The following is a 24985-nucleotide window of genomic DNA, read 5'->3' as shown; positions in this document are numbered from 1 at the left end:
GATGTATACAGGTATCGTACAAGGCTTAGAGAAAATTTTAGATATCCGTCAAGGCGATGGTTTTAGCACCCTTGTGGTTTCAAATACACACAACTTTTTTCACGATGTCTTCATCGGTGCAAGTGTAGCCATCAATGGCACCTGCTTAACTGCAACGTACATCGATCTTACCGCCAACCAAGTCCATTTTGATGTCTCAGATTTGACTCGACGCCTGACCACTTTAGGGGCTTTACAGACAGGCGATGAGGTGAATATCGAACGTTCAGCCAAAGTCGGGATGGAAAATGGGGGACACAACTTGTATGGACATATCGAAGGAACGGCTACGATAAAGCAGCTGAGCCGTCACGGCGAGACTCTACATGTGGATCTCCACATACCCGAGGGCAATATCAAATACTTTTTCTTAAAAGGTTTTATTGGTCTGAATGGTTGTAGCCTCACCGTCAACCGTGTTGATCGTAACAGCCATGAAATTTCAGTTGACTTGATTCCTGAAACTTTGCGTCTGACCACATGGGCATCGGTACAAGTCGGCGATGCGGTCAATTATGAAATTGATCAGATGACACGGACAATGGTGGATACCTTAGAAAGCATCCATCAGCGTTAGAACTCTTTAATTTCTAAGCGTCTTGCACTTACAAATTGGTATAAAGCAACCCGATGAATTCCATCGGTACACCAAAATAAAAATACCGTCTGCTTGAGACGGTATTTTTTAGGTCGATTTTAGCCGTTTGGATATACTTCTTTAATCAACACTTCGACCACTTGCGGTTCAGCCAGCGTCGATGTATCGCCCAAACTATCTAGCTCGTTCGCCGCAATTTTTCTTAAAATACGGCGCATAATTTTACCTGAACGTGTTTTCGGTAAAGATGGTGCCCAATGTAAGGCATCTGGTGTTGCCACAGGACCTAACACCTTTCTTACCCACTGAATCAGCTCTGCACGGAGCTCTTCCGTTTGCGCTGTGCCTGCTTGTAAAGTGACAAAGGAACAAATTCCCTGCCCTTTGATTTCATGTGGCATTCCTACTACGGCAGCCTCAGCAACCGCCTCATGTGCCACCAAAGCACTTTCCACTTCGGCCGTGCCTAAGCGGTGCCCTGACACATTCAGTACATCATCGACTCGACCTGTGATCCAGTAGTAACCATCTTTATCACGGCGTGCACCATCCCCCGTGAAATATGTTCCCGGATAAGTTGCAAAATACGCTTCGATAAACCGCTCAGGATCCCCCCAAATGGTTCGCATTTGTCCCGGCCATGAATCCTTAATCACCAGATTGCCTTCAGCCTCTCCTTCCAACTCATTGCCTTCAGCATCGACCAAAGCGGGTTGAATCCCAAATAAAGGACGCGTTGCAGATCCGGGTTTAAGTGGTGTCGCACCCGGAAGTGGAGAAATCAAAATCCCGCCTGTTTCGGTTTGCCACCAAGTATCCACCACTGGGCAACGGCTTTCTCCCACCACCGTGTAGTACCAATTCCATGCTTCAGGGTTGATCGGCTCTCCGACGGAACCAATTAAACGCAAACTGCTACGATCACTCTCACGGACAAAGGCATCCCCTTCACGCATCATGGCGCGGATCGCTGTCGGGGCAGTGTATAAAATCGTCACATTGTGTTTGTCGACAATATGTCCTGTACGTGCCCAACTTGGATACTGGGGAATCCCCTCAAACATCACTGTTGTGGTTCCATTCGACAAGGGGCCATACAGCACATAAGAGTGTCCCGTAATCCAACCTACATCAGCGGTACACCAAAATACATCATCTTGTTTTAAGTCAAACACTTCACGGAAGGTAGTATTCACATAAGTTAAATAGCCCCCTGTGGTATGCAGCACACCTTTCGGCTTACCAGTTGAACCTGAAGTATATAAAATAAATAGGGGATCTTCAGCATTCATCGGTTCAGGTGGACAAATCTCGTTGACGGTCATGATTTCCATGTGATACCACAAATCACGCCCTTCTTTTAGCGTAATCGGATTGCCTGTCCGGTGTACCACAATCACGTTTTGTACCGAGTCTGTCCCAGGTAGATTCAATGCTGCGTCTACATTTTCTTTTAGCGGAATCGGTTTCCCCCCGCGCATTCCAGAGTCTGCGGTAATCACAATTTTGGCTTGACTGTCATCAATCCGGCTCGCCAATGAGTCAGGTGAAAAGCCACCAAACACCACACAATGCACGGCACCGATTCGGGCACAGGCCAACATCGAAATGGCCGCTTCTGAAATCATCGGCATATACAGTACCACACGATCACCCTTCACCACCCCATGCTTTTTCAGGACATTGGCAAAACGACACACTTCATCATACAGTTCAGCAAAGGAAATGATTTTATGGCGTGACGGATGGTCACCTTCCCAAATAATGGCAGGTTTATACGGATGCTCTTTTAAGTGGCGATCGAGGCAGTTGGCACTTAGGTTTAACTGCCCATCGGCAAACCATTCAATTTTAAAATTATCTTTGTCATAACTGGTGTTTTTAACTTGGCTAAAAGGCTTGATCCAATCTAGCTTCAAAGCTTGTTCAGCCCAATATTCATCAGGTTGTTCTATCGATTTTTGATAACGTTTAAAATATTCTTGTTCATTGGTGCGCGCAGTTTTTTCAAATTCAGCAGGTACAGGATAGACTTCTTTCATATCATACTTCCTTATATTCTGACTCTCATCGCGAGAGTTCATGCCACAGTTATTCGTTTATTATTGGACTGCATAACCACAGTATGACGATTGTTTTTTAAACAGATCAACACGGCTTTGGTCGTATATTATTTCTACAATTTAAAACACATTTTATAGTGATCTTTCAATGAGATCCTGTGTTTAATCCGTAACATGAACAACGCCGAACTCCGTAAAGTCGCTCCAGCTAGGCTTTTTAAAGCATATTGTTACACTTCAGTCGGTGTTATTTCATGCATAAGGAGCATGACTCAGTGCCTTCATTCCAAAACTCAAGCATTTAAAAAACAGAGAGATAGATTTTTATCCGTCTATCAATCAACCAGAATGCGATAATTTCATACGCTTTTCTCTATTAAATACACACAATTTTCAGGCAAAATATGCCAAATTTTCAGCGATTGGAGCACCAGTGTCAGAACAAACCCATACCTTGAGCGAGGTTGCTCAAGGTACGTCAGAGATGCTACATGACGCGACAGCGAAAACCACGCAAAGTGTAATTGCACATACGGCAAAATATAATGACGCCTATTCCACCATCGACAAATTTGTCGATAGTTTTTGGGAGCGTATGCCTTATTTTTGTATTGCGCTGATTACCTTCGTCATTTTTTATTTGCTCTCCAAGCTGTTTAAACTTTTTGTTCGTAAAGCACTGTCTGATCGTTCTTATACCAAGCAAAACCTTGTCCTTGTCCTGAACCGTGTCGGCAGTTCGGCCATCGTCTTTATTGGCTTCCTGATTGCCATGGTGATTGCGATTCCGGGTTTCACCCCTGGTCAGCTGATGAGTGCTTTGGGGATTGGCTCGGTTGCGATTGGTTTTGCATTTAAAGACATCTTCCAAAACCTACTTTCAGGAATCCTGATTTTACTGGGTGAACCGTTTAAGATTGGCGACGACATCATTGTCTCGGGTATGGAAGGTAACGTTGAAGATATTCAAATTCGTGCCACTTACCTACGTGCGCCAGATGGTCGTCGTATCGTGATTCCAAATGCAACTGTGTATACCAGTGCAGTCACCGTTAACACCGCCTATCCACGTCGTCGCTGTGAATTCTTGGTCGGTATTGGTTATGAAGATGACATCAAAAAAGCCAAAGATATTATTTTAGGTATTTTAGACCGAGATACGACCATTTTAAGTCAACCAGGTTTTAGCGTGAACGTCGCTGCACTTGCAGATTTTTCAGTGAACCTCAAAGTCCAATGGTGGGTCAACACCACAGAAACCACGGTATCTGGCTCAATCAGTTCAGTACAAGAATATGTGGTTCAGGCCTTTGCTGAGCAAGGGATTTCTATTCCTTACCCAGTTCAAGAAGTTCGCGTCGCAAAAAATGACAGCTACCCGACAGAAACTTCAACTGCTAAATAAGCGTCCTAAAACATAAGGGATCACGGTTTCAGTCCGAATAATACGGCTGCCTAAGCTCATCGCTTGACAGCCGTTTTTTACAAGTAGTTCAACTTCGTAAGGGATAAATCCACCTTCCGGCCCGATCACAATCGTACAGGGATGTTGAATCGCAAAAGGCATTTTGGCATCGCTATAGGGATGTGCCACATAGGCAGGACAATTAGCTGAAATCAGGCTAGGTAAAATGTCTTCCACAAAAGGCTTAAAGCGTTTATAAATTTCAACTTTCGGTGCAATCGTATCGCCTGCCTGCTCTAGCCCCAAAGTCACATATTGATCCAACTGTTGTAAAAATGGGGTTTGCCAATAACTTTTATCGACCCGATAGCTGTGCAGCAAAATGATTTTTTCAACCCCTAAAGTCACCGCGTCCATGACCAAACGACGTAGAACTTTAGGACGTGGCATCGCGACAATTAAAGTTACTGGGAGTTTGGCTGGTACAGGCTCTTTATATAAGGGTTTTATACGTACAACTGTTTCAGAGATCTCTACAACTTCTGTCACATAACGCTTTTGGTTTCGAATGCCAACTTTTAAAGTATCGCCAACCTTAATCTGTAAATGAGCCTGTAAATGTTCCAGCTGACGCTTGGCGCTAATGGACCAAAATTCCGATTCAGTTTGGCGCGAATCTAAGAGAACGATATTCATAATAAATAGAAAAAATCCAAACAGTGGAGGCCTCATCAGCACATGTCATCGTGAAAGGCGACAAGGATGTCGCCCGTTGTGCTGAGGTACAGGATGTACCTTTAGCACAGCAAAAGATTTTTGTTATTTGTCATCTTTGAAAAGTAAGAACCACCTACGCAAAACCATCCATAAAATCTACAGTATTTGTAGTAATGACAAACTCACTCAAGTTTTATAAATAAGCATCAATCACTTGAATATGCTTTTTCAAAGAGCCCGTATTTAACTGCATAATCTTTTGTGCAGATTCATTCAGTGTGTTGGCCTGCTCAGTATCCTCTAACAGTATCATCAACACCGCAGCAGCTTGTTCAGCATCCTCAACAACTTTCACCGCATTGGCTTGTACAAATTCATCGACAATGGTTTGGAAATTAAAATAGTTTTTGCCCAAAACCGTCGGCACATGTAACGCAATTGGCTCTAAAATATTATGTCCGCCACCCGGTTCATTTAGTGATCCCCCGACAAAACAGGCATTAGATAAGGCATACCATAACCACATCTCCCCCATCGAATCGGCTAAATAGACTTGGGTGTCCGCCTCTATGCTTTGTCCCGTACTTCTGCGAGTGGTATTTAAATTTAAACTTTGTGCAACAGCAAAGACCTCATCAAAACGCTCTGGATGACGTGGTACAACAATGCACAACAGTTCAGGCTGTGCATCCAAATATGGCTTAAATGCGCTTAACAGTTTTTGTTCTTCGGGTGCATGAGTACTGGCAATAGTGATGATCTTACGCCCAGCGAGTGACCATTCTTGCTTGAGCTGAGCTGCCTGTTTGACAAACGATTCTGGCGCATGAATATCAAACTTAATACTCCCCACCACCTGTGTTAGCGATGGCACTGAACCAAGCTGAATAAAGCGCTCTGCAGTTGCCTGATCTTGTACCAAAAGCTGATCTAGTCCGTGTAACATCGGCTGCGTAAGGCTAGATACTTTGGCATAGCCTTTGGCTGATTTTTCAGAAAGACGTGCATTAATCAAGATACATGGCACCTGACTCTGCCCCGCTTGGGCAATTAAATTCGGCCAGAGTTCAGTTTCAACCAAAGCCAAAAGTTTGGGCTGATACAATGCGAAAAACTGACGAACTAAAGGTTTTTGATCCGCAGGTAAATATACAGCTTGGAACAGATCTAGATACGGTGCTTTTAAAAATAGTGATTTGGCCCGCGCCTGACCCGTTTTGGTGGTATTGGTCACCAAGACTGGATGACCCGCTTTTAAATAATGCTCGATGAGAGGCTGCGCTGCATTGGTTTCACCCACCGACACCACATGGAACCAAATCGCTTGGCGATTTTTAACCGGTTGAAAGGGCCCGAAACGTTCGAGACATTCTTGTTGAAATTGTTCTGTAGTCTCTGCACGTTTTTTTATTTTAGACTTATACAGCGGTTTGATCAGCGCAAGTGCTGCGTTATACCAAAAAGGAGTAGCCAAATACGTGCTCCAAAAATCAATGCAAAAATAAAACAGCGCAACTCATATTATCCCATGAATTGCGCTGTTATCTTGTCGCGAATTTAACGGAAAAGCAATTTAAACCGCAGCAGTTTCCATTTCAGCTAAAGTTGGATAGTCCACATAGCCTGCCGCGACATCTGTTCCAATCATGTTTTCCAGTTTCAATTCATTCAGTGGTGCATCTTGTAGTAGACGCTCATACAGATCTGGATTGGCAATATAATCCTTACCCCAAGACACTGCATCCGCCTGACCTGATGCCAACAGATCAATCGCATCTTCACGGCTTAAACGCATATTGGCAATCAATGGCACACCACCCGAACGTTGTTTCAGGTAAGTACTGATACTGTCGTCTGCCAAATATTCACGGGTAAAAAAGAATGCAATCTGACGCTGACCTAGTTGTTCTAACGCATAACCAAAGGTTTCACGTGGATCATCATCGCCCATGTCATGCTCATCACCACGTGGAGCTAAATGCACCCCAACACGACCTGCACCCCAGACTTCAATCAATGCATCAACCACTTCAAGCAACAAACGCGCACGGTTTTCTACGCTGCCACCATATTGATCTTCACGTAGATTGGTTGAACTTTGTAAAAACTGGTCAATCAAATAACCATTGGCTGCATGCAGCTCCACCCCATCAAAACCTGCCGCTTTGGCATGAATTGCTGCTTGTTTATATTGTTCAACAATGCTCTGAATTTCAGCAATCTCTAATGCACGAGGCACCACATATTCACGTTTCGGACGCAATAAGCTGACATAGCCTTTTTGTTGCACACGACTTGCTGAAACTGGGGTTTCACCATCCAATAAATCAGGGTGAGATACACGGCCCACATGCCACAACTGCGCCACAATTAAGCCCGCTTGGTCATGTACAGCTTGAGTCACCTGTTTCCAGCCTTCAACTTGAGCTTCATTAAATAGCCCCGGTGTATTCAAATAGCCATTGGCTTCTTCAGAAATCACGGTCGCTTCAGAAATAATCAAACCTGCACTTGCACGCTGTGCATAATACTCTGCCATCATGGCTGTTGGCACACGGTCTGCCGTTGCACGACTTCGTGTTAAAGGAGCCATAATGACACGGTTTTTTAAGTGTAGATCACCTAAAGTTAAAGGAGTATTCAGTTCAGCCATAGTCACCTCGATTGCCACTTTTTTCAATTAAAGTGAACGTTGCAAATGTTCGATATATTGCTGAATCAACGCTTCATTGCGCGAAAAATAAGACCATTGCCCATATTTTTCGACTTGAATTAAACCGGCCTGCTGTAACACAGACAAATGGTTCGACATCGTCGATTGCGATACTTTTCCCAACCGTTCGATATGACCTGCACATACGCCGCGTCTAAAGTCACCACATTCGTCACTCGATAAAAATTGTTCCGGTTTTTTTAACCATTCCAAAATTTGGCGACGCGTTGGATTAGCCAAGGCTTTAAAAATTAAATCTATATCCATACTCAAGACACGTTTAATGGGCAGCAAAGCGTTGTCAGCTTGTTTTACTTAATATATCGCATTTTTTCGATTTTAATATCGATTATTTTAGATATATTGTAAAATAACTGATAACCCTTTGCTTTCATTCATCATTTAAATTACAAACCTTGTTTTAAGCTTGCTTCAATAAACTTATCAAGGTCACCATCTAGTACTGCACCGGTGTTCGAGTTTTCAACACCTGTACGTAAGTCTTTAATACGCGAGTCATCTAATACATAAGAACGAATCTGACTGCCCCAACCAATATCCGACTTCGAGTCTTCAAGTGCTTGAGCTGCTTCGTTACGTTTGCTCATTTCCAATTCATACAACTTCGCACGTAACTGTTTCCAAGCATGGTCACGGTTGGCATGTTGTGAACGTTGGTTCTGACACGCCACCACAATCCCTGTTGGCGCGTGGGTTAAACGTACCGCAGAGTCTGTTTTGTTAATGTGCTGACCACCTGCACCCGAAGCACGATAGGTATCAGTACGCACGTCAGATGGGTTGATATCAATTTCAATGTTGTCATCGACTTCTGGCGAGACAAACACAGCAGAGAATGAGGTATGACGGCGGTTACCCGAGTCAAATGGCGATTTACGGACTAAGCGATGCACGCCCGATTCGGTACGCAACCAACCATAGGCATATTCACCTTCAACACGAATCGTTGCTGACTTAATCCCAGCCACATCGCCGTCGGATTCTTCCATCAATTCAGCTTTAAAACCATGACGTTCAATCCAACGCATATACATACGCAGTAGCATTGAAGCCCAGTCTTGGGCTTCTGTCCCACCTGAACCGGCTTGAATTTCCACATAACATGGATTTGGGTCCATTGGGTTACTGAACATCCGGCGGAATTCAAGCTTCGCTAACTCTTCTTCTGCAGAGGTCAATTCAGCCTGCACATCAGCCAACAGACTCTCATCATCGGCTTCGACTGCCAAATCAAGCATCGCTTGCGCATCTTCAAGCTGCGTTGCCAAACCATCTAACACATTTAAGACGTTTTCAAGTTCGCCTTTTTCTTTGGCCATGGCTTGTGCACGGCTTTGATCATTCCAAATCGCTGGGTCTTCTAATTCACGGAGAACCTCTTCTAAACGCTCTTTTTTCAGATCGTAGTCAAAGATACCCCCGTAATGTGAGACCACGGTCGTTTAAGTCTTTTAATTGGTTTAGATACGGATTAATTTCCACGTGAATTACTCTCAATCAATATAAAGCGAAAAATAGCCGCTGATTATATCACAGTCGACGGCTAGGATTATTCATCTCAAATTCGACAAAAACACACCCTTCTTTCTAGGGATTAAAACTGTTTAGCCTCCAAAAAAGCATTCTCTTGAACCGCAATCAAGCTACATATAAATGCGAACCATCCCACAAAATACACACCTGAGAAGTGTTCTCAACAGACGAACGGACTAAACATTTTGAGTTAAAATTGGTTAAAATACCGTCAAAAATTATGAAATCCACAGAATCTACACAATTTTAATAAAACAAAACATTATAAATTTATAATTTATTATCAATCATTTAAATTTAAAAAATTACACGTTGTAACCTTAGATACAGAGCATTAACTTTCCTTTGGTTGACGCTTTTTTATTTTGCCCTAGACTGAAGTTGTAACAAAAAATTAATGAAATACGGGTCCACTTACGAGGGGTACATACCATGAAAAAATTAGCAATTGCTTCAGCATTACTTTCCGCTCTAGCGATCACAGGTACTGCACATGCATACCAAGCAGAGGTGGGTGCTTCAGTTGGCCTAATTGATCCAGACAACGGTAGTTCAAGCGGCTCTTTTGGCGTAGATGGCACATACTATTTCAACCCAGTTCAAACACGTAACGCGCCACTTGCAGAAGCAGCATTCTTAGACCGTGCAAGTAACGTTAACGCAAAATACCAATACGACGAAGTCGGTGATGATGAACGTCATCGTTATGGCGTTGGCGCTGAAGTTTACATTCCTAACTCAGATTTCTATGTGAGTGGTAATGTTGGTCGCGATGATATGAAATTTGACCGCGGTGGCGATTTTGATGAGACCGTTTATGGCGCTGAAGTTGGTTATTTACCAGCACCAGGTTTATTAATTGCTGCGGGTCTAAAAGGCTATGACAACGATTATGACGACGGTGTAGATCCTACTCTTCGCGCTAAATATGTCACTTCCCTAAGCAATGGTAAAGACATTAACTTAGAAGCAGGCGCAGGTTTTGGTGATTTAGACGAATATAATCTTGCAGCAGATTACTTCATCGATAAAACCTTAAGCCTAGGTGTAGACTACTACAGTAAAGACCGTGACTATGGTGATACTAACGAATTTGGTATCAATGCACGTAAATTCTTTACCCCGCAAGTCAGCCTTGAAGGCCGTGTTGGTTTTGGTGAAGTCGGCAACAACGACTACAACAAATTCGGTTTAGCTGCTAAATATCGTTTCTAAAACCAATTAAAAACCTTGAATACTCAAAGCCCATTTTCGAATGGGCTTTTTGCCCTCTGATAAAGCATTGTTATAAATAAAGATTGACTCCCTGCTACTTTTTTGTACACTTCGTTACAACTGTCATAGAACAGTCATATTTTTATAACAAAGAGAGAACCTCTAAAATGCTTAAACAACTTGCACTTACTACCGCACTTATTGCGAGCTTCGGGACTGCACATGCTTACCAAGCGGAAATCAATGCAAACTACGAAAATACAAGCTTTGATGGTGACAGTGAAGACCTTGATACTTTTGGCATCAGTGGAAAGTACTACTTAAATGGAGTGAACACTAAAAATTCGCCACTTGCAGAGGCTGCTTTTTTAAGCAAAGCAAGCAACATTGGTCTTGGTTATGCGAACTCAAGTATTGATGAAGACGGCGCCGATTTAGAAATTGACACAGTCGGTTTAAATGGTGAATTTTTCATCCCAAACTCTCAATTTTATGTTTCTGGTAGCCTCAACCGCGCTGAAGTAACGGTTGAAAGTGAATTTGGTAAAGCATCAGATGATAATGTGGGTTATGCATTAGAAGCAGGTTACCTGCCTGTCGATGGGCTACTCATTGCGGCTGGTGTAGCCAAAGAAAATCTTGATCCAATGTATGTTTCAAAAAATGGCTTCATTGATACATTCTCAAATATCTCCGCAGTAGCAGATGATACAGCTGTGACCTTACGCGCTAAATATGTGACTCAAATTGGTAACCATTTTACCAATTTTGAAGGTGCAACATACTTTGGCGATGAAACTGCTTACCGCTTAGGTGCCGATTTATATATCGATCCAACCTTAAGTGTTGGTGTTTCATTTATGGATACAACATTCGATGACTTTGACACTGTTTGGGCTGTTCGCGCGCAAAAATTCTTTACGCCTGCTATTGCTGTTGGCTTGAACTACACAACAACGGAAGATGCTGATTCATACGGTATCAATGGTACATTCCGCTTCTAATTGCAACTAAAATCTATTAAAAAAACCGCTCTATAGAGCGGTTTTTTTAATGTTGTTCTAAATGCAAAATGCGAAGTTGTACGCTGACATTGCCACGAAATTCATTTTTATCCAGCTCATAAACCAAACGAACTTGATGGTTCATCTCATTGAACTGGTATTTGTCCGCCGCATTAAAAGCAATGGCATCCACGACCTGTCCATTGTCTAAAGCAATACGTAATTTTAAATGCACTTCTTTCAACCAGCGGAAATCTAAAATTTGAAAGTTTCCTTCAAAAATAGGCGCTGGAAACTTTTGCCCCCATGGACTAATCTGCTGCAAAAGATCGACCGTTTCAACCTGAATATTCTGTGCAGCTAACTCGCCATCGGTCCATAAAGTCGCCGTAAATAAACGTTCATCCTGAGCTATCATCAGTGCTTCAAAGGCCTGCTTGAACTCTTCAAAATGGACTTTTTGAATGGTTAAACCCGCTGCCGCAGCATGCCCACCAAAGTGGGTGACCAAATGTGGATATTGCTCAGCAACACACTCAATGGCATCGCGAATATGCACTCCTTCAATCGAACGGGCAGAACCTTTGATGTGTATCCCATCTTCATCTGCAGCAAACACAATACTCGGACGATGAAACTGTTCTTTTAAGCGCCCCGCAACAATGCCAATCACCCCTTGATGCCAATGCGGCTCGAACATAATTAAAGCCGCGGGTAAGACCGTATCATCTAGTTGAATTTGATCCAAGGCTATTAAGGCCTCTTGTTTCATCGTGGTTTCAACCTGACGACGTTCCACATTCAACTGATTCAGTTGTTCTGCCAATGGATAGGCAGAGGCAAAGTCCTGTGCCAATAGACATTCAATCCCGATATCCATGGTTTCCATACGACCTGCCGCATTAATACGTGGTCCCAGTACAAACCCCAAATCTTGCGCTTTTAAACTTGCAGCCTCTCGCCCCGCAATCTCCAGTAGAGCACTAATGCCGGGACGACATAAATGTTGTTGAATGCGCTTCAGCCCGACATCGACCAAGATGCGATTGTTATAGTCAAGACTGGCAACATCGGCATAGGTGCCTAAGGCCACCAAATCCAAATACTGACTCATGAGTGTCGAAGACTTATTTAGTTTTTTACGATAGGTCGATAAGTTAGCCAAGACATAAAAGGCCACACCCACCCCAGCTAAGGCTTTACTTGGAAAATCACACCCCAACTGGTTCGGATTCACTACCGCTTGGGCACTGGGAGTCGGTTTGGTGGTCAAATGGTGATCGGTAATAATCACCTGCATACCATGATCTTGCGCTTGTTTCACGCCGTCATGACTGGAAATACCATTATCAACGGTAATCAATAAATCAGGTGTAAAGCTGGTAAATGCTAAATCCGCAATCGCAGGCGTTAAGCCATAACCATATTTAAAGCGATCTGGAACCAGATACTCTACCTGCGCCCCCATTTCTCGCAAAGCCAAGATCATTAAAGCGGTGCTGGTTGCACCATCTGCATCATAATCACCCACAATGACAATTTTGTGTTGCTGATCAATTGCAGCATCCATCAACTGAATCGCTTCATTTAAGCCTTTCAGACTAGGGGCCAGTAAATGCTTGAGCTTTAACTCCAGCTCCTGCGTTGACGCCACCCCACGGCGGGCTAAAATTTCTGCAATAAACGCAGGAATGTCCTGAAATAATTCAGGACAGGTCATAAAGGGTCTTTGCTTAATTTGAATGGCTGACATTTATGGCATCAAACGTTTCAGCATCCAGACATCTTGCTGTTTTTCATAACTTAAACGGTCATGTAAACGGTTCGGACGCCCTTGCCAAAACTCATAATAGTCAGGCTCAAGACGGTAGCCACCCCAAAAGAGGGGTTTATTCAGTTCTGATTTACCTTCAACTTGGCTTTGCAATTGCTCAAAACGTTGTTGCAATACCTCACGGCTTTCAATCACACCACTTTGTGGTGTACTGATATGTGCTGCAATTTGGCTATCTCGTGGACGCTTATGATAGTAGTCGGTTGATTCAGCTTCAGAAATTTTGACTACTTTACCACCAATGCGAATCTGACGTTCCTGCTCTTGCCAATAAAACAGTAACTCTGCATATGGATTTTCTGCCAGATCATTGCCTTTTTGGCTGTCATAATTGGTATAAAAATCATACCCTGCTTCAGTTGCACCACGCAGCAATACCGTTCGTACATGCGGACGACCCTGCGCACTCGCTGTCGCCAATGACATGGCATAGGGTTCGTGCAGTTGTGCTTCTAAAGCATGATTAAACCAAAGCAAGAACTGGGCATGCGGGTGGATTTCTACTCGCTCCTCAAGCAGCTCACCTTTTTGGTAACTTAAACGAAGCTCACTGAGATCTTTAATTAAATCATTCATTTCTTCACTCCTAATTAAGCTGCGTTCGTACGTACAGCATCAGCCAATGTATGGGCTAAAGTGCTGACTTCATCGAGATCATCCCCTTCCACCATGACACGAATCACAGGCTCAGTACCTGATTTACGAATCAACAAACGACCACGACCTTTAAGTTGTTGCTCGGCTTTATCAAATTCAGCCACCAAAGCAGGCACAGCATAAGGGTCAAACATCGCCTCTAAACGTACATTCACCAACACATTCGGTAGAAGCTTAAAGTCAGCAACCAATTCATGCAGCGCTTTCTTCTGCTCGACCATCACGGTAAGGACTTGTAGAGCCGCAATAATGGCATCACCTGTGGTACTTTTATCCAAGGTTAAAATATGCCCTGATGGCTCACCGCCAATGACCCAGCCTTTTTCTTCTAGACCTTGTAGGACATAACGATCACCCACATTCGCACGTAATAACGCTACACCGGCTCTTTCCAAAGCCAGCTCTAAAGCCATGTTTGACATTAAGGTGCCCACTATTCCAGCAGGTTTTTTAGCGCTCTGTGTCGCCAAGATATATAAGATATGGTCGCCATCAATCAAGTTTCCAGCCTTATCGACTAACATGACACGGTCTGCATCCCCATCAAAAGCGATGCCCAAATCTGCACCATTTTCAACTACAGCTTGTTGCAAACTTTCAGGGTGTGTTGAACCACAACCTTCGTTAATGTTTAAACCATTGGGTTCATTATGAATGGCAATGACTTTGGCACCTAGCTCACGAAATACCGATGGCCCCACGCTATACGCTGCACCATTCGCGCAATCCATCACAATCGTTAAATCATTCAAGTCATAATGATAGGGAAATGTGGATTTACAGAATTCAATATAACGGCCTTGTGCATCATCTACACGGACACTTTTACCCAAGTTTTCAGTATCTTCAATAAAAATGTCATTTTCTAATTCTTGGTTAATTTCTTCTTGTAGCACATCTGGAAGCTTCTTGCCTTCACTAGAAAAAAACTTAATTCCATTATCAAAATAAGGATTATGCGATGCCGAAATCACAATCCCTAAATTGGCGTGCAAAGCACGGGTCAAATGTGCAATCGCAGGCGTTGGCAGTGGCCCCAATAAATGTACATAGACGCCTGCCGCATTCATACCAGATTGCAGCGCAGACTCTAAAATATAACCTGATAAACGCGGATCTTTCCCCATCACCACAACAGGTTTTGCTTTTTTACTATTTCGCTTGATTACCTTGCCTGCAGCAAAACCTAGCTTTAAAGCGAATTCTGGGGTAATGGGCATAACACCAAACTTACCACGAATACCATCGGTACCAAAATAACTCATGTTTACTCACTTCTTAACGGGTGATTTGCATCATCCTTTTCATTGCGAATTACTTTACACCAAAATGAAAAAGCCGTCATAAAAATGACGGCTTTTACTTTGAACAAGTGCTATAGCTGAATTAGCCCACGCGATAGTTCGGTGCTTCTTTGGTAATCGTAACGTCGTGAACATGTGACTCAGACATACCTGCCGAAGTGATTTTCACAAACTTCGCATTTTGACGAAGATCTTCAATCACAGACGAACCCGTATAACCCATAGAAGAACGTAAGCCGCCCATCATTTGGTGCACAATGTTGCCCATTGGCCCTTTGTATGGCACACGACCTTCGATCCCTTCAGGGACTAGTTTCTCAGCACCTGCTTTAGAGTCTTGGAAATAACGATCCGCAGAACCTGTTGCTCCTGCCATCGCGCCCAATGAACCCATACCACGATATGCTTTATAGTAACGACCTTGGAAGAATTCCACTTCACCTGGCGCTTCTTCAGTCCCTGCAAGCAATGAACCGACCATAATCGTACTCGCACCCGCGCCAATCGCTTTCGCCATATCGCCAGAGAAACGAATACCACCATCGGCGATCAATGGAATTTGATCTTTCAGTGCATTAGCCACACTGTCAATCGCAGAAATCTGCGGCATACCAATACCCGCCACAATACGCGTGGTACAAATTGAACCTGGGCCGATACCGACTTTGACCGCATCTGCACCTGCATCAAGGAGTGCCAATGCAGCATCACCAGTTGCAATGTTACCGCCAATCACTTGGACCTGTGGGTAATTCGCTTTCACCCAACGTACACGCTCGATCACACCCGCAGAGTGACCATGCGCCGTATCCACGACAATCGCATCAACACCCGCTTCAACCAAAGCTTCTACACGGCTTGGTGTTTCTACACCTGTACCGACTGCAGCACCTACGCGTAAGCGACCAAGGTCATCTTTACAGCTGCTTGGATAGCTTTCCGCTTTACGAAAGTCAGTGACTGTAATTAAGCCTTTAAGTTCGTTGTGCTCTCCAACGACCAAAACTTTTTCAATGCGGTGCTTTTGCAGTAAAGCTTGAATATTTTCTTTCGACTCACCTTCACGAACAGTCACAAGGCGGTCTTGGCCGGTCATGATGTTACTTACAGGTTGCTCAAGGTTCGTTTCAAAGCGTGTATCGCGACCTGTGACAATACCAACCACTTTGCCATCTTTCACAACAGGCACACCGCTGATGTTGTTGGCTTGAGTAATCGAGATCAATTCGCGCACTGTGGTTTCAGGTGTCACAGTAATTGGATCTTTCACCATTCCTGCTTCAAATTTTTTCACACGACGGACTTCTGCAGCTTGTGCAGCAATATCCATGTTTTTGTGCAAAATACCAATACCACCATTTTGCGCCATCGCAATCGCCATACGTGATTCAGTCACCGTATCCATTGCTGCTGAAACAAGGGGGATATTTAAATTAATGCCGCGCGTGAATCGTGTCTTTAATGAGACATCTTTTGGGAGAACAGTAGAATAGGCAGGGAGTAATAGGACATCATCAAAAGTTAACGCGTCTTGAACGATGGTCAACATGGCAGTCTCACTGGTAATTTCCGTGCGCTATTATAAACAAATATGAACTTAAATTTCATTTCAATTGAAAATTTATTTTTTTATCTTAGAAAATAAAGTGATAAAACCTATATTTTATTTGAACTCTTCATTTTCACCTTTATTTTTTTATTTCTTGTTTTGAGATGGATTTTATTTACTTTAAAAAAAACTCAAAAAAGCAGAGCCTTAACTCTGCTTCTAACGATTAACAGACTTGATCAAAACCTTCATCGTTGACGGCAATGCTCGCTTCCAATTGCACAAATGGAATCATATTGTGCGCACGTCGTGCTTTGTTGCATTGATCATCAGCGATTTGAACTTCTTTACATGAAGAACTACGCTGTTCATACATCCCACAACTCACGTGTTCACCAATGGTGCCTTGCAGTGCGATACAGCGTGGACTGGCTTGATTAGTTCCAACCATGCATGAATACACAGCCGTCACTGGCTCTGTGTAATGTTCAGGCATGGAAATGCCTTCAGCCCAGTAAAATGAGACTCTAAAAAAGGCACAACATGCCCCGCAGCTTAAACAGGCATCTTCCGTTGGAACTTGAGACAACATCCTTTATATTCTCATTTTCAAAAACTTTTTTTGGAAGAAAATATTAAAAAAATTGTGGTTGCCAAACAAGCAAAATTTACGACTATTTTGTCACTTAAGTTGGACAGGTAAAAACACTCTCATCCATCAAGTCTGTACCGCACTCCAGCGTCTCAATCCAATCTAAAAATTGATGAATCTGCTCGTGCCCAATAAACGGTGTCCCATGCTGCGGTACAATCATTTCAACATCCATGGTGCGGACCATATTGACCCATAAACGAATCACTTTGTTATTGCACATATAGCGCTGATGAAACCCTTTCATTTTAGGAATATGCGCAGCAAAGTTTTCCAAAGGTTTTGAGGCATCGTCCACCATCGATGCCCCCATATCACCTGAAAATAAAATTTTGGCAATTGGGTCATAAAACTGAAAATTACCCACCGAATGTAAAAAATGCGCAGGCACAGCAATAATCGAAGACTGCCCCAACGTAATCACCTGACCGTGGTCTGGTAGCTCCACTAAACGATCCAGCCAGTTACCTTTCATCCGCTCACTCATAAAGGCAGAGTTCAAGTGAGGTAAAAAGCGTGCCCAAAGTTTAGAAGCCACCACTTTCGCTTCGGTATAGACCAACCAACGCGGCATTGAGGTAATAATGTCGGGGTCTTGGTGTGAGGCCATCACAAAATCAAGATTGGTCAAACGCGTATATTTATTCAACTCCATGGTCAGCGGCACATAGGTTAAATCACCACCGGGATCTAAGACCGCAGCACGCTCATGGTCAATAATTAAAAACTGATTTGCCTGTACACCCTCGCCTTTGACCAAGCTGGTAAAGCTAATACACTTATGTGTGCCATCATCATATAAAACCTGTGACGTTGTGCGGTCAAATGCCATGCCCATCCCCTCAAAATGCTGTTTTTCTTAAAAGACTTTTTAATACCTACAACATATATGGATTTACACAAACTTACAATGCATTTGCGACCAATATCATTTGATATATCAATAAATTGAAGATCATTTTTCAATAAAAAATCCCGATTTTTTAAGTCGGGATTCTTATTTTCTACGGTGAATTAGAAGAAATAATGCTGTACAAGTGTCGCAATACCAATGACCAAGAAAATGGCCGCACCAATTTTATGAATTAAGGCAATTGGCAACTTGGTCGCCAACTTATCGCCAATAAAGACCGCTGGCGCATTAGCCAACATCATCCCTAAAGTCGTACCCAACATCACCCAAACTATACTGTCAAAACGTGCCGCTAAAGCCACTGTCGCAATTTGGGTTTTATCACCAATTTCGGCCAAAAAGAACAACACAAACGTTGCGCCAAATACCCCTAGTTTCTGCCATTTCTTAATGCTGCCTGACTCATCATCCAACTGATCAGGAATCAACATCCAACCTGCCATAGCAATGAAACCAATCGAGAGAATCCAGATCAGCGCATCAGGGCTTAAAACTGTGGTGATCCATTGGCCTAAAACAGCAGAGACACCATGGTTAATAATGGTCGCCAGCAAAATAGCCAATAGAATTGGGACGGGTTTACGGAAACGTGCAGCAAGTAACAATGCAAGCAGTTGGGTCTTATCGCCCATTTCAGCTAAAGCCACGATGGCTGTGGAGAGGAGGAATTCATACATGATGTCTTTCTCTGGCTAGCATAACAAATACCAATGACTCACCGCTCCTGCTAGCCAAAAATCTGCAGAGTGGTAAATCAAAGGTCTTGCCAACAAAAGAAAGCTCTTTAGAAGCTCATTTGGTTCTTTGCTATGATGACCATGCTCGTTTTAGAGCAAATATGTTGATCATCACCTGTTCTTAGGAACAGCGGCTACTCCCCAATGAAGTAACACCATGTTAGGCGAAAATATGTTTTTTGGCAATCTATAAATACAAAAGACCCTGCCGAAGCAGGGTCTTTATTGAGGTATTTTTTTCAAGACTTCCAGCAGCTTTTCTCTCTTTTGAGAAAAGAGAATAGCAGGGCTAAAAGCTAGATCATCAGATCAGCAAAGTACGGATGTCTTTCAACAACTTGGTCAGCTTATTGGTAAAGCGCGCTGCATCCGCCCCATTGATCACACGGTGATCATAAGACAGAGATAACGGCAACATCAGTTTCGGATCAAAACCTTGACCATTCCATACTGGTTGCATCGTCGCTGGAGAAATTCCCAAAATCGCGACTTGCGGCCAGTTCACCAGTGGTGTAAATGCTGTACCACCAATTGCACCTAAGCTTGAAATCGTGAAGTTTGCACCTTGTAGATCTTTCGGCGAAAGCTTCTTATCACGTGCTTTCTGACCCAACACACCAAGCTCCACAGCAATGTCTTTAATCGATTTCTGGTCTGGATTACGTAATACAGGAACGGTTAAACCATCTGGTGTTGCTACAGCAATGCCCATATGGATTTCGTTACGCAAGAGTACAGACTTGCCATCATCAGCCAAGTGACCGGCAAAATCACGCTCTTCTTTCAGCAAATGCGCAACAGCTTTAATAATGAAAGCCATAATGGTCAAGCTAATGCCATCTTTCTTAAAGTTACCTTTAAGGTCATTACGCCAAGCTTCAAGCTCAGTAATATCCGCCAAGTCAAACTGAGTCACTTGTGGAATATAGTTGTTTAAAGACAACTGCGGAATAGAGACTTGTTGCAGACGTGTCAGCACTTTCTCTTCGACACCACCAAACGCTGTGAAATCAGGAAGCTTTGGCAAGCCAGAAACTTGAGCAGCAGCCTGAGCGGCTGGAGCAGCCTGAGGCGCAGTTAAACGCGCTTTGACAAATGCTTTCAGGTCTTCCTTCATGACACGCGCATGCGGGCCAGATGCGCTTACTTCAGACAATACGACGCCTAATTCACGCGCCAGCTTGCGTACAGCTGGGCCTGCATAGACTTTCGCATTGGCGTCATTCTGCGCTTTCGTCAGCTTGTCTGCACCCTGTTCTGACACAGGAGCCGCAACTGACTGTGCTGCTGGCGCAGGCTGCGCTTTAACTTCAGCTTTAGGCGCTGGAGCAGAAGCCGCCGCAGGTGCAGCAGCGGGTGCTGATGAAGATTCACCTTCAATGGTCACCAAAGCCACACCTTCCGATACATTTTGTCCCAATGCAACATGAATGGCTTTAATCACACCCGCTGTTGTACTTGGTACTTCAACCGTTGCTTTGTCTGATTCAACCACGATGATACTTTGGTCTTTTTCAACCGTATCACCTACTGACACCAAAATTTCAGCAACAGCCGCTTTGTCTACACCCAAGTCAGGCACTGCAATTTCAACCGCACCTGCAGGCGCAGCAGCAACTTGTGGCGCCGCTTCAGCAGGCTGAGTTTCAGTGGCTTGAGGTGCTGCAACTTGCGTAAGCTCAGCAGTCACTGGTGCAACTGAAGCTGCTGTTTTTACAGTCAGAATCACTACGCCTTCTTTAACACTGTCACCGACGTGAATGCTAATCGATTCCACTGTGCCTGAAATCGTACTCGGGACTTCCACAGTCGCTTTGTCTGACTCAACCACGAGGATACTTTGATCGACGTCAATTTGATCGCCAACCGACACCAAAATTTCACTAACGGTTGCTTTTTCCACACCAATATCTGGCACTTGCACATCAACCACTTGTGATGCTGTAGTCGCAGCGGGTGCAACCGTTTCAGCAACAGCAGTGGGTGCAGTCTTTTCTTCAGCTTGTACAACGGCAGCTTGTGGTTGTACTGCTGGCGCTTCAGTTTGTCCCTCGGCTTCCAGCTCAATCAGCGCTGCACCTTCAGCAACCGAGTCACCTAAGTTTACTAAAATGCTTTTAACAACGCCTGCTGAAGTGCTAGGCACTTCAACAGATGCTTTATCTGATTCTAATAGAACGACACTGTCATCAACCGCAATGGTGTCGCCAACTTTGACCAAAATTTCAGCAACAACGGCTTTATCTACACCAATATCAGGAGTTGTAATTTGCATACTTATTTCTCCTCTTTGTAGTCAGCTACAGCGTGTACAGATGGCGTTGCTTGAGGAGCCCAAGCCACTGGACGATCTGTATCTAATTCAAATGTAGAGATGGCATCTTTCACTAAGCGTGCATCCACTTCACCTTCATCAGCCAATTTCTTCAGTGTGGCAACAACAATGTGCGCTGCATCTACACCAAAGTAGCTACGTAATTTAGCGCGTGAATCTGAACGACCATAACCATCTGTACCCAATGCTACGAATGGACGGTTGTCTGGAAGATATGCACGAATTTGTTCGCTATAAGCACGCATATGATCTGTTGCAGAAACCACGATACCTTCCGTACCGCGCAGTTGCTCAGTCACCCAAGCCTCTTTCACATTCTCGCTCATTGGATGCAAGCGGTTATATTCTTCACATGCCATACCATCACGTGCAAGTTCATTGAAACTTGTTACGCTAAATACATTTGAATGGATTTGGTATTCATCACGTAAGATTTGAGCAGCTTTAATGACTTCACGCAGAATCACACCTGAACCCATCAACTGAACAGTGGCTTTTTCATCTTTTTGAAGTAAGTACATACCACGTTTAATGCCTTCTTCAGCACCTTGTGGCATTTCAGGATGCTCGTAGTTTTCGTTCATTACCGTTAAGTAATAGAAAATACGCTCTTGGTTCACATACATACGCTGTAAGCCATCATGCACAATAACTGCTAATTCATAACCAAAACATGGGTCATACGACACACAGTTCGGAATTGTATTTGCAAGAATATGCGAGTGACCATCTTGGTGTTGTAAACCTTCACCGTTTAGCGTGGTACGACCTGCTGTTGCACCCAATAAGAAACCTTGTGCTTGTGCATCACCTGCAGCCCATGCAATGTCGCCAATACGTTGGAAACCAAACATAGAGTAGTACATGTACATTGGAATCATGGGTAAGTTATTGGTTGAATAACTTGTTGCCAATGCTGCCCAAGCGCTCATTGCACCTGCTTCGTTAATGCCTTCTTGAAGCATATGACCATCTTTTGCTTCACGGTAATGCATCAACTGTTCTTGGTCTTCAGGCGTGTAATGCTGACCATTGGCTGCATAAATACCTAACTGACGGAACATACCTTCTAGACCAAAAGTACGTGCTTCATCTGGAACAATAGGAACAACACGGTCTTTAATGGCTTTTTCTTTTAACAATGCAGCGATTAAACGAACCATCACCATGGTGGTTGATTGTTCTTTGCCTTGTGAGCCTTTTAATACTGCATCAAAGACAGAAAGTTCTGGAATAGCCAACTGTTCACTTTCTTTACGACGTGCAGGCAAATAACCACCCAAGGCCTCACGACGTGCCTTCATATATTTCAATTCAGGCGAGTTTTCGCTTGGACGATAGAAAGGCACTTCTTCTAATTGCTCATCGTTAAATGGCAAATTGAAGCGATCACGTACATATTTTAAAGATTCGATTTGCATCTTTTTGATTTGATGCGTTTTGTTTACTGCTTCAATTTCATCAGACAAACCATAACCTTTAACAGTTTTCGCTAAGATTACAGTTGGTTGACCTTTGGCTGTACATGCTTCTGCATAGGCTGCAAAAACTTTGTACGGGTCATGACCACCACGATTTAGATTATCAATATCTTCATCGCTTAAGTCTTTAATCAACTCAGCCGCTTCTGGGTATTTACCAAAGAATTTTTCGCGTGCATATGCACCACCCTTCACTTGTAAGCGTTGGTATTCGCCATCCAGTGTTTCTTCCATAACCGCTTTTAAAGCACCAGTGCTGTCTTTAGCCAGTAGTGGGTCCCAGTGACGGCCCCAAACCACTTTAATGACACGCCAGCCCGCGCCACGGAATAAAGATTCTAATTCTTGAATAATTTTACCGTTACCACGTACTGGGCCATCTAGACGCTGTAAGTTACAGTTTACAACCCAAATGAGATTGTCTAATTTTTCACGACCCGCAAGTGAAATTGCACCTGTGCTTTCTGGCTCATCCATCTCACCATCGCCAAGGTATGCCCAAACTTTGCGATTTTCTTCTTTGATTAAACCGCGGTTCATCAAATACTTTTGAATATGTGCTTGGTAAATCGACATGATTGGGCCAAGACCCATCGATACCGTTGGGAACTGCCAATAATCAGGCATTAAGTATGGATGCGGATAAGAAGGTAAGCCAACACCGTCCACTTCGCGACGGAAATTGTTTAGATGCTCTTCAGTCAAACGACCTTCAAGGAACGAACGCGCATAAATACCTGGCGCACAGTGACCTTGATAATAAATCATGTCCCCACCAAAGTTGTCGTTATTGGCACGGAAAAAGTGGTTAAAACCGACATCATATAATGTTGCTGAAGATGCAAAACTTGCCAAGTGACCACCTAAGTCATCACCCGTTTTATTGGCACGGAGTACCATCGCTAGCGCATTCCAACGAATCAATGCACGGATACGACGCTCCATGTCTTGATCGCCTGGCATTGCAGGTTCTTCAGCCACTGAAATTGTATTTAAATAAGGCGTGTTTAAACGCTGAATAGGGACATGTTTAGCGATTGCTTGTTGATACAGTTTTTCTAGTAGAAAAGCTGCACGCTCAGTCCCCATGTGTTGTAAAACGGAGTCAAACGCATCTTGCCACTCTTGCGTTTCTTGCGCGTCAGTATCACCATAAAACGCCATAATTCACCTATTTCGATATCCTAATCTTATACGCTAATATGTATCATACTTTCGTCCTATAAGAGTATCGCTACAGCTGAATATGGCTGAGCCATACTATTTAGCAACTAAATAGTCATTGACCATTCGTTACCCAAGATAACAAAAAACCGCCAATTTAGGCGGTTTTTTATACATTTAATGCTGTTTTTTGATGCTAACTTAGATTCCGTCAGAGCTGTATTCCTTTTTCAAGCATCAGACCAACGGTAAGTTCGGATCATCGATCAAATCGGATTAAGGCAACATTGCTAGATAAGTCGATGGGTTTTTGCGTTGACCATCTTTAACTACTTCATAGTGTAAATGTGGGCCAGTACAACGACCTGTACATCCGACATTGGCAATATGTTCACCCGCGTCTACACGGTCGCCAACACGTGCTATTAAACGTGATGCATGAGCATAGCGCGTGATGTAACCATTGCCATGGTTAATTTCAACATATTGACCATAGCCCGTACCCCAACCTGACTTGGTCACAATCCCGGGACCTGTCGCATAAATCGGTGTACCGCTTGGCGCAGCAAGATCTAGACCTGAGTGGCGCTCAGCACGACCATTCATGGTGCGGCCGCCGTAACTTGAGCTCACACGTGCGCTTGGAAGCGGGTGTGTCACTAACCACGAATATGGATTATTTGAAAAACTTTTTGCAGAGGATTCCGAACCGTATTTTTTCGCCAGTGAAGCATTGTTGAGTTCAACCGTTTTTTCACGGAGCTGAACGGTCATTTTCGTTTCGGCAGGAACATCAATATCATTCGATTCGGTATAAGCACCTTCTGATAAAGTGCGTGTCAATTGCTCAATTCGATCCGAAGATGCATTATTTGTATTGAGTTCTACCAAATCAGCGAAGGCTACTGAAGCAGCCGATGCCGCAAAAGAAAAAGCCAACAAAATACGTCGCATATGCATAAAAAACCTCTTAAAACTGTTCTTACGAATGTTTCTTGCGTGATCTCGTCCTTGATATCTACCGAAAGAAGCGCATAAGATTAAGACATTA

The 24985-nt window shown here is 43.6% G+C and carries 20 protein-coding genes and 1 riboswitch; of the genes, 4 read left to right on the top strand and 16 right to left on the bottom strand.

Translation table 11 applies throughout. The features are described 5' to 3' along the window. Position 1: 1 nt before the first annotated feature. Positions 2-616, top strand: a complete 615-nt coding sequence (locus tag AXW61_RS02330; RefSeq protein ID WP_062032006.1) for a riboflavin synthase — start codon at positions 2-4, stop codon at positions 614-616. Between the two features lie 119 nt (positions 617-735). Here AXW61_RS02330 and acs read toward each other — a convergent pair whose 3' ends face one another. Beyond that, the gene (gene acs, locus AXW61_RS02325) at positions 736-2679 is read right to left on the bottom strand and encodes an acetate--CoA ligase (protein ID WP_062032003.1); all 1944 of its coding nucleotides are present in this window, start codon (positions 2677-2679) and stop codon (positions 736-738) included. Positions 2680-3133: 454 nt separating this feature from the next. On the opposite strand from acs, the gene AXW61_RS02320 reads away from it, so the two are divergent. Beyond that, a complete protein-coding gene (locus tag AXW61_RS02320) occupies positions 3134-4105 on the top strand; it encodes a mechanosensitive ion channel family protein (protein WP_004691703.1) in 972 nt (323 codons plus the stop codon). Here AXW61_RS02320 and AXW61_RS02315 read toward each other — a convergent pair. The 5 genes from AXW61_RS02315 to prfB all read right to left on the bottom strand — a co-directional run bounded on the left by AXW61_RS02315 (position 4091) and on the right by prfB (position 9038). Further along, entirely contained in the window at positions 4091-4801 is a 711-nt protein-coding gene (locus AXW61_RS02315) for a 16S rRNA (uracil(1498)-N(3))-methyltransferase (protein WP_062032000.1), read from the bottom strand. The genes AXW61_RS02320 and AXW61_RS02315 overlap by 15 nt on opposite strands. 214 nt (positions 4802-5015) lie before the next feature. Next, positions 5016-6296 carry a 3-deoxy-D-manno-octulosonic acid transferase gene (locus AXW61_RS02310; RefSeq protein WP_062031998.1) on the bottom strand — a complete coding sequence of 427 codons (1281 nt, stop codon included), beginning with the start codon at positions 6294-6296 and terminating at the stop codon, positions 5016-5018. Between the two features lie 99 nt (positions 6297-6395). After that, on the bottom strand, positions 6396-7475 hold the full coding sequence (locus AXW61_RS02305; RefSeq protein WP_062031995.1) for an alkene reductase: 1080 nt from the start codon (positions 7473-7475) through the stop codon (positions 6396-6398). A gap of 27 nt (positions 7476-7502) precedes the next feature. Further along, positions 7503-7802, bottom strand: a complete 300-nt coding sequence (locus AXW61_RS02300; protein ID WP_062031993.1) for a metalloregulator ArsR/SmtB family transcription factor — start codon at positions 7800-7802, stop codon at positions 7503-7505. A gap of 140 nt (positions 7803-7942) precedes the next feature. After that, positions 7943-9038 (bottom strand): peptide chain release factor 2 gene (gene prfB / locus AXW61_RS02295; protein WP_100222790.1). Its coding sequence is split into 2 segments (ribosomal slippage): positions 7943-8965 and positions 8967-9038, totalling 1095 coding nucleotides; the frame shifts between segments, so codons are not numbered across the junction. A 483-nt stretch (positions 9039-9521) separates the two neighbouring features. Between prfB and AXW61_RS02290 the strand changes: the two genes are divergently transcribed. Next, positions 9522-10304, top strand: a complete 783-nt coding sequence (locus tag AXW61_RS02290) for a putative porin (protein WP_062031990.1) — start codon at positions 9522-9524, stop codon at positions 10302-10304. 167 nt (positions 10305-10471) lie between these two features. After that, on the top strand, positions 10472-11308 hold the full coding sequence (locus AXW61_RS02285) for a putative porin (RefSeq protein WP_062031986.1): 837 nt from the start codon (positions 10472-10474) through the stop codon (positions 11306-11308). Positions 11309-11354: 46 nt separating this feature from the next. Here the strand turns inward: AXW61_RS02285 and recJ are convergent, their stop codons facing one another. From recJ to AXW61_RS02235, 10 genes are all read right to left on the bottom strand, one after another. Beyond that, positions 11355-13061 (bottom strand): single-stranded-DNA-specific exonuclease RecJ, encoded by a 1707-nt coding sequence (gene recJ, locus AXW61_RS02280; RefSeq protein WP_062031983.1) that lies wholly within the window; start codon positions 13059-13061, stop codon positions 11355-11357. Next, positions 13062-13718 carry a pyridoxamine 5'-phosphate oxidase gene (gene pdxH, locus AXW61_RS02275; protein WP_062031981.1) on the bottom strand — a complete coding sequence of 219 codons (657 nt, stop codon included), beginning with the start codon at positions 13716-13718 and terminating at the stop codon, positions 13062-13064. It abuts the gene before it with no gap. Between the two features lie 14 nt (positions 13719-13732). Then, positions 13733-15064 (bottom strand): phosphoglucosamine mutase, encoded by a 1332-nt coding sequence (gene glmM, locus AXW61_RS02270; protein WP_062031978.1) that lies wholly within the window; start codon positions 15062-15064, stop codon positions 13733-13735. A 121-nt stretch (positions 15065-15185) separates the two neighbouring features. Then, positions 15186-16652 carry an IMP dehydrogenase gene (gene guaB, locus AXW61_RS02265; protein ID WP_004691717.1) on the bottom strand — a complete coding sequence of 489 codons (1467 nt, stop codon included), beginning with the start codon at positions 16650-16652 and terminating at the stop codon, positions 15186-15188. A 226-nt stretch (positions 16653-16878) separates the two neighbouring features. Further along, the gene (locus AXW61_RS02260; protein WP_062031975.1) at positions 16879-17244 is read right to left on the bottom strand and encodes a YkgJ family cysteine cluster protein; all 366 of its coding nucleotides are present in this window, start codon (positions 17242-17244) and stop codon (positions 16879-16881) included. 94 nt (positions 17245-17338) lie between these two features. Continuing rightward, complete coding sequence (locus tag AXW61_RS02255) at positions 17339-18136, bottom strand: MBL fold metallo-hydrolase (RefSeq protein ID WP_062031972.1); 798 nt, start codon at positions 18134-18136, stop codon at positions 17339-17341. 182 nt (positions 18137-18318) lie between these two features. Then, on the bottom strand, positions 18319-18894 hold the full coding sequence (locus tag AXW61_RS02250) for a TMEM165/GDT1 family protein (protein ID WP_062031969.1): 576 nt from the start codon (positions 18892-18894) through the stop codon (positions 18319-18321). Positions 18895-18970: 76 nt separating this feature from the next. Next, a riboswitch (yybP-ykoY riboswitch) is annotated at positions 18971-19109 on the bottom strand. 149 nt (positions 19110-19258) lie between these two features. Beyond that, positions 19259-21229 carry a 2-oxo acid dehydrogenase subunit E2 gene (locus AXW61_RS02245; protein ID WP_062031966.1) on the bottom strand — a complete coding sequence of 657 codons (1971 nt, stop codon included), beginning with the start codon at positions 21227-21229 and terminating at the stop codon, positions 19259-19261. Positions 21230-21231: 2 nt separating this feature from the next. Beyond that, the gene (aceE, locus tag AXW61_RS02240) at positions 21232-23934 is read right to left on the bottom strand and encodes a pyruvate dehydrogenase (acetyl-transferring), homodimeric type (RefSeq protein WP_062031962.1); all 2703 of its coding nucleotides are present in this window, start codon (positions 23932-23934) and stop codon (positions 21232-21234) included. A gap of 276 nt (positions 23935-24210) precedes the next feature. Further along, the gene (locus AXW61_RS02235) at positions 24211-24894 is read right to left on the bottom strand and encodes a M23 family metallopeptidase (RefSeq protein WP_062031959.1); all 684 of its coding nucleotides are present in this window, start codon (positions 24892-24894) and stop codon (positions 24211-24213) included. Positions 24895-24985: the final 91 nt, after the last annotated feature.

Origin of the sequence: Acinetobacter sp. BMW17, assembly GCF_001592855.1 — a bacterium.
GTDB lineage: Bacteria > Pseudomonadota > Gammaproteobacteria > Pseudomonadales > Moraxellaceae > Acinetobacter > Acinetobacter johnsonii.
This window is presented reverse-complemented; position numbering and strand designations above follow the sequence as displayed.

Bases quoted from the DNA above. Each gene is read 5' to 3' on its own strand.
- aceE (WP_062031962.1), bottom strand. From the start codon at position 23,934: ATGGCGTTTTATGGTGATACTGACGCGCAAGAAACGCAAGAGTGGCAA.
- AXW61_RS02330 (WP_062032006.1), top strand. From the start codon at position 2: ATGTATACAGGTATCGTACAAGGCTTAGAGAAAATTTTAGATATCCGT.
- AXW61_RS02315 (WP_062032000.1), bottom strand. From the start codon at position 4,801: ATGAATATCGTTCTCTTAGATTCGCGCCAAACTGAATCGGAATTTTGG.
- pdxH (WP_062031981.1), bottom strand. From the start codon at position 13,718: ATGAATGATTTAATTAAAGATCTCAGTGAGCTTCGTTTAAGTTACCAA.
- AXW61_RS02305 (WP_062031995.1), bottom strand. From the start codon at position 7,475: ATGGCTGAACTGAATACTCCTTTAACTTTAGGTGATCTACACTTAAAA.
- AXW61_RS02255 (WP_062031972.1), bottom strand. From the start codon at position 18,136: ATGGCATTTGACCGCACAACGTCACAGGTTTTATATGATGATGGCACA.
- guaB (WP_004691717.1), bottom strand. From the start codon at position 16,652: ATGTTGACCATCGTTCAAGACGCGTTAACTTTTGATGATGTCCTATTA.
- AXW61_RS02235 (WP_062031959.1), bottom strand. From the start codon at position 24,894: ATGCATATGCGACGTATTTTGTTGGCTTTTTCTTTTGCGGCATCGGCT.
- AXW61_RS02290 (WP_062031990.1), top strand. From the start codon at position 9,522: ATGAAAAAATTAGCAATTGCTTCAGCATTACTTTCCGCTCTAGCGATC.
- AXW61_RS02300 (WP_062031993.1), bottom strand. From the start codon at position 7,802: ATGGATATAGATTTAATTTTTAAAGCCTTGGCTAATCCAACGCGTCGC.
- AXW61_RS02245 (WP_062031966.1), bottom strand. From the start codon at position 21,229: ATGCAAATTACAACTCCTGATATTGGTGTAGATAAAGCCGTTGTTGCT.
- acs (WP_062032003.1), bottom strand. From the start codon at position 2,679: ATGAAAGAAGTCTATCCTGTACCTGCTGAATTTGAAAAAACTGCGCGC.
- recJ (WP_062031983.1), bottom strand. From the start codon at position 13,061: ATGTCAGCCATTCAAATTAAGCAAAGACCCTTTATGACCTGTCCTGAA.
- glmM (WP_062031978.1), bottom strand. From the start codon at position 15,064: ATGAGTTATTTTGGTACCGATGGTATTCGTGGTAAGTTTGGTGTTATG.
- AXW61_RS02250 (WP_062031969.1), bottom strand. From the start codon at position 18,894: ATGTATGAATTCCTCCTCTCCACAGCCATCGTGGCTTTAGCTGAAATG.
- AXW61_RS02260 (WP_062031975.1), bottom strand. From the start codon at position 17,244: ATGTTGTCTCAAGTTCCAACGGAAGATGCCTGTTTAAGCTGCGGGGCA.
- AXW61_RS02285 (WP_062031986.1), top strand. From the start codon at position 10,472: ATGCTTAAACAACTTGCACTTACTACCGCACTTATTGCGAGCTTCGGG.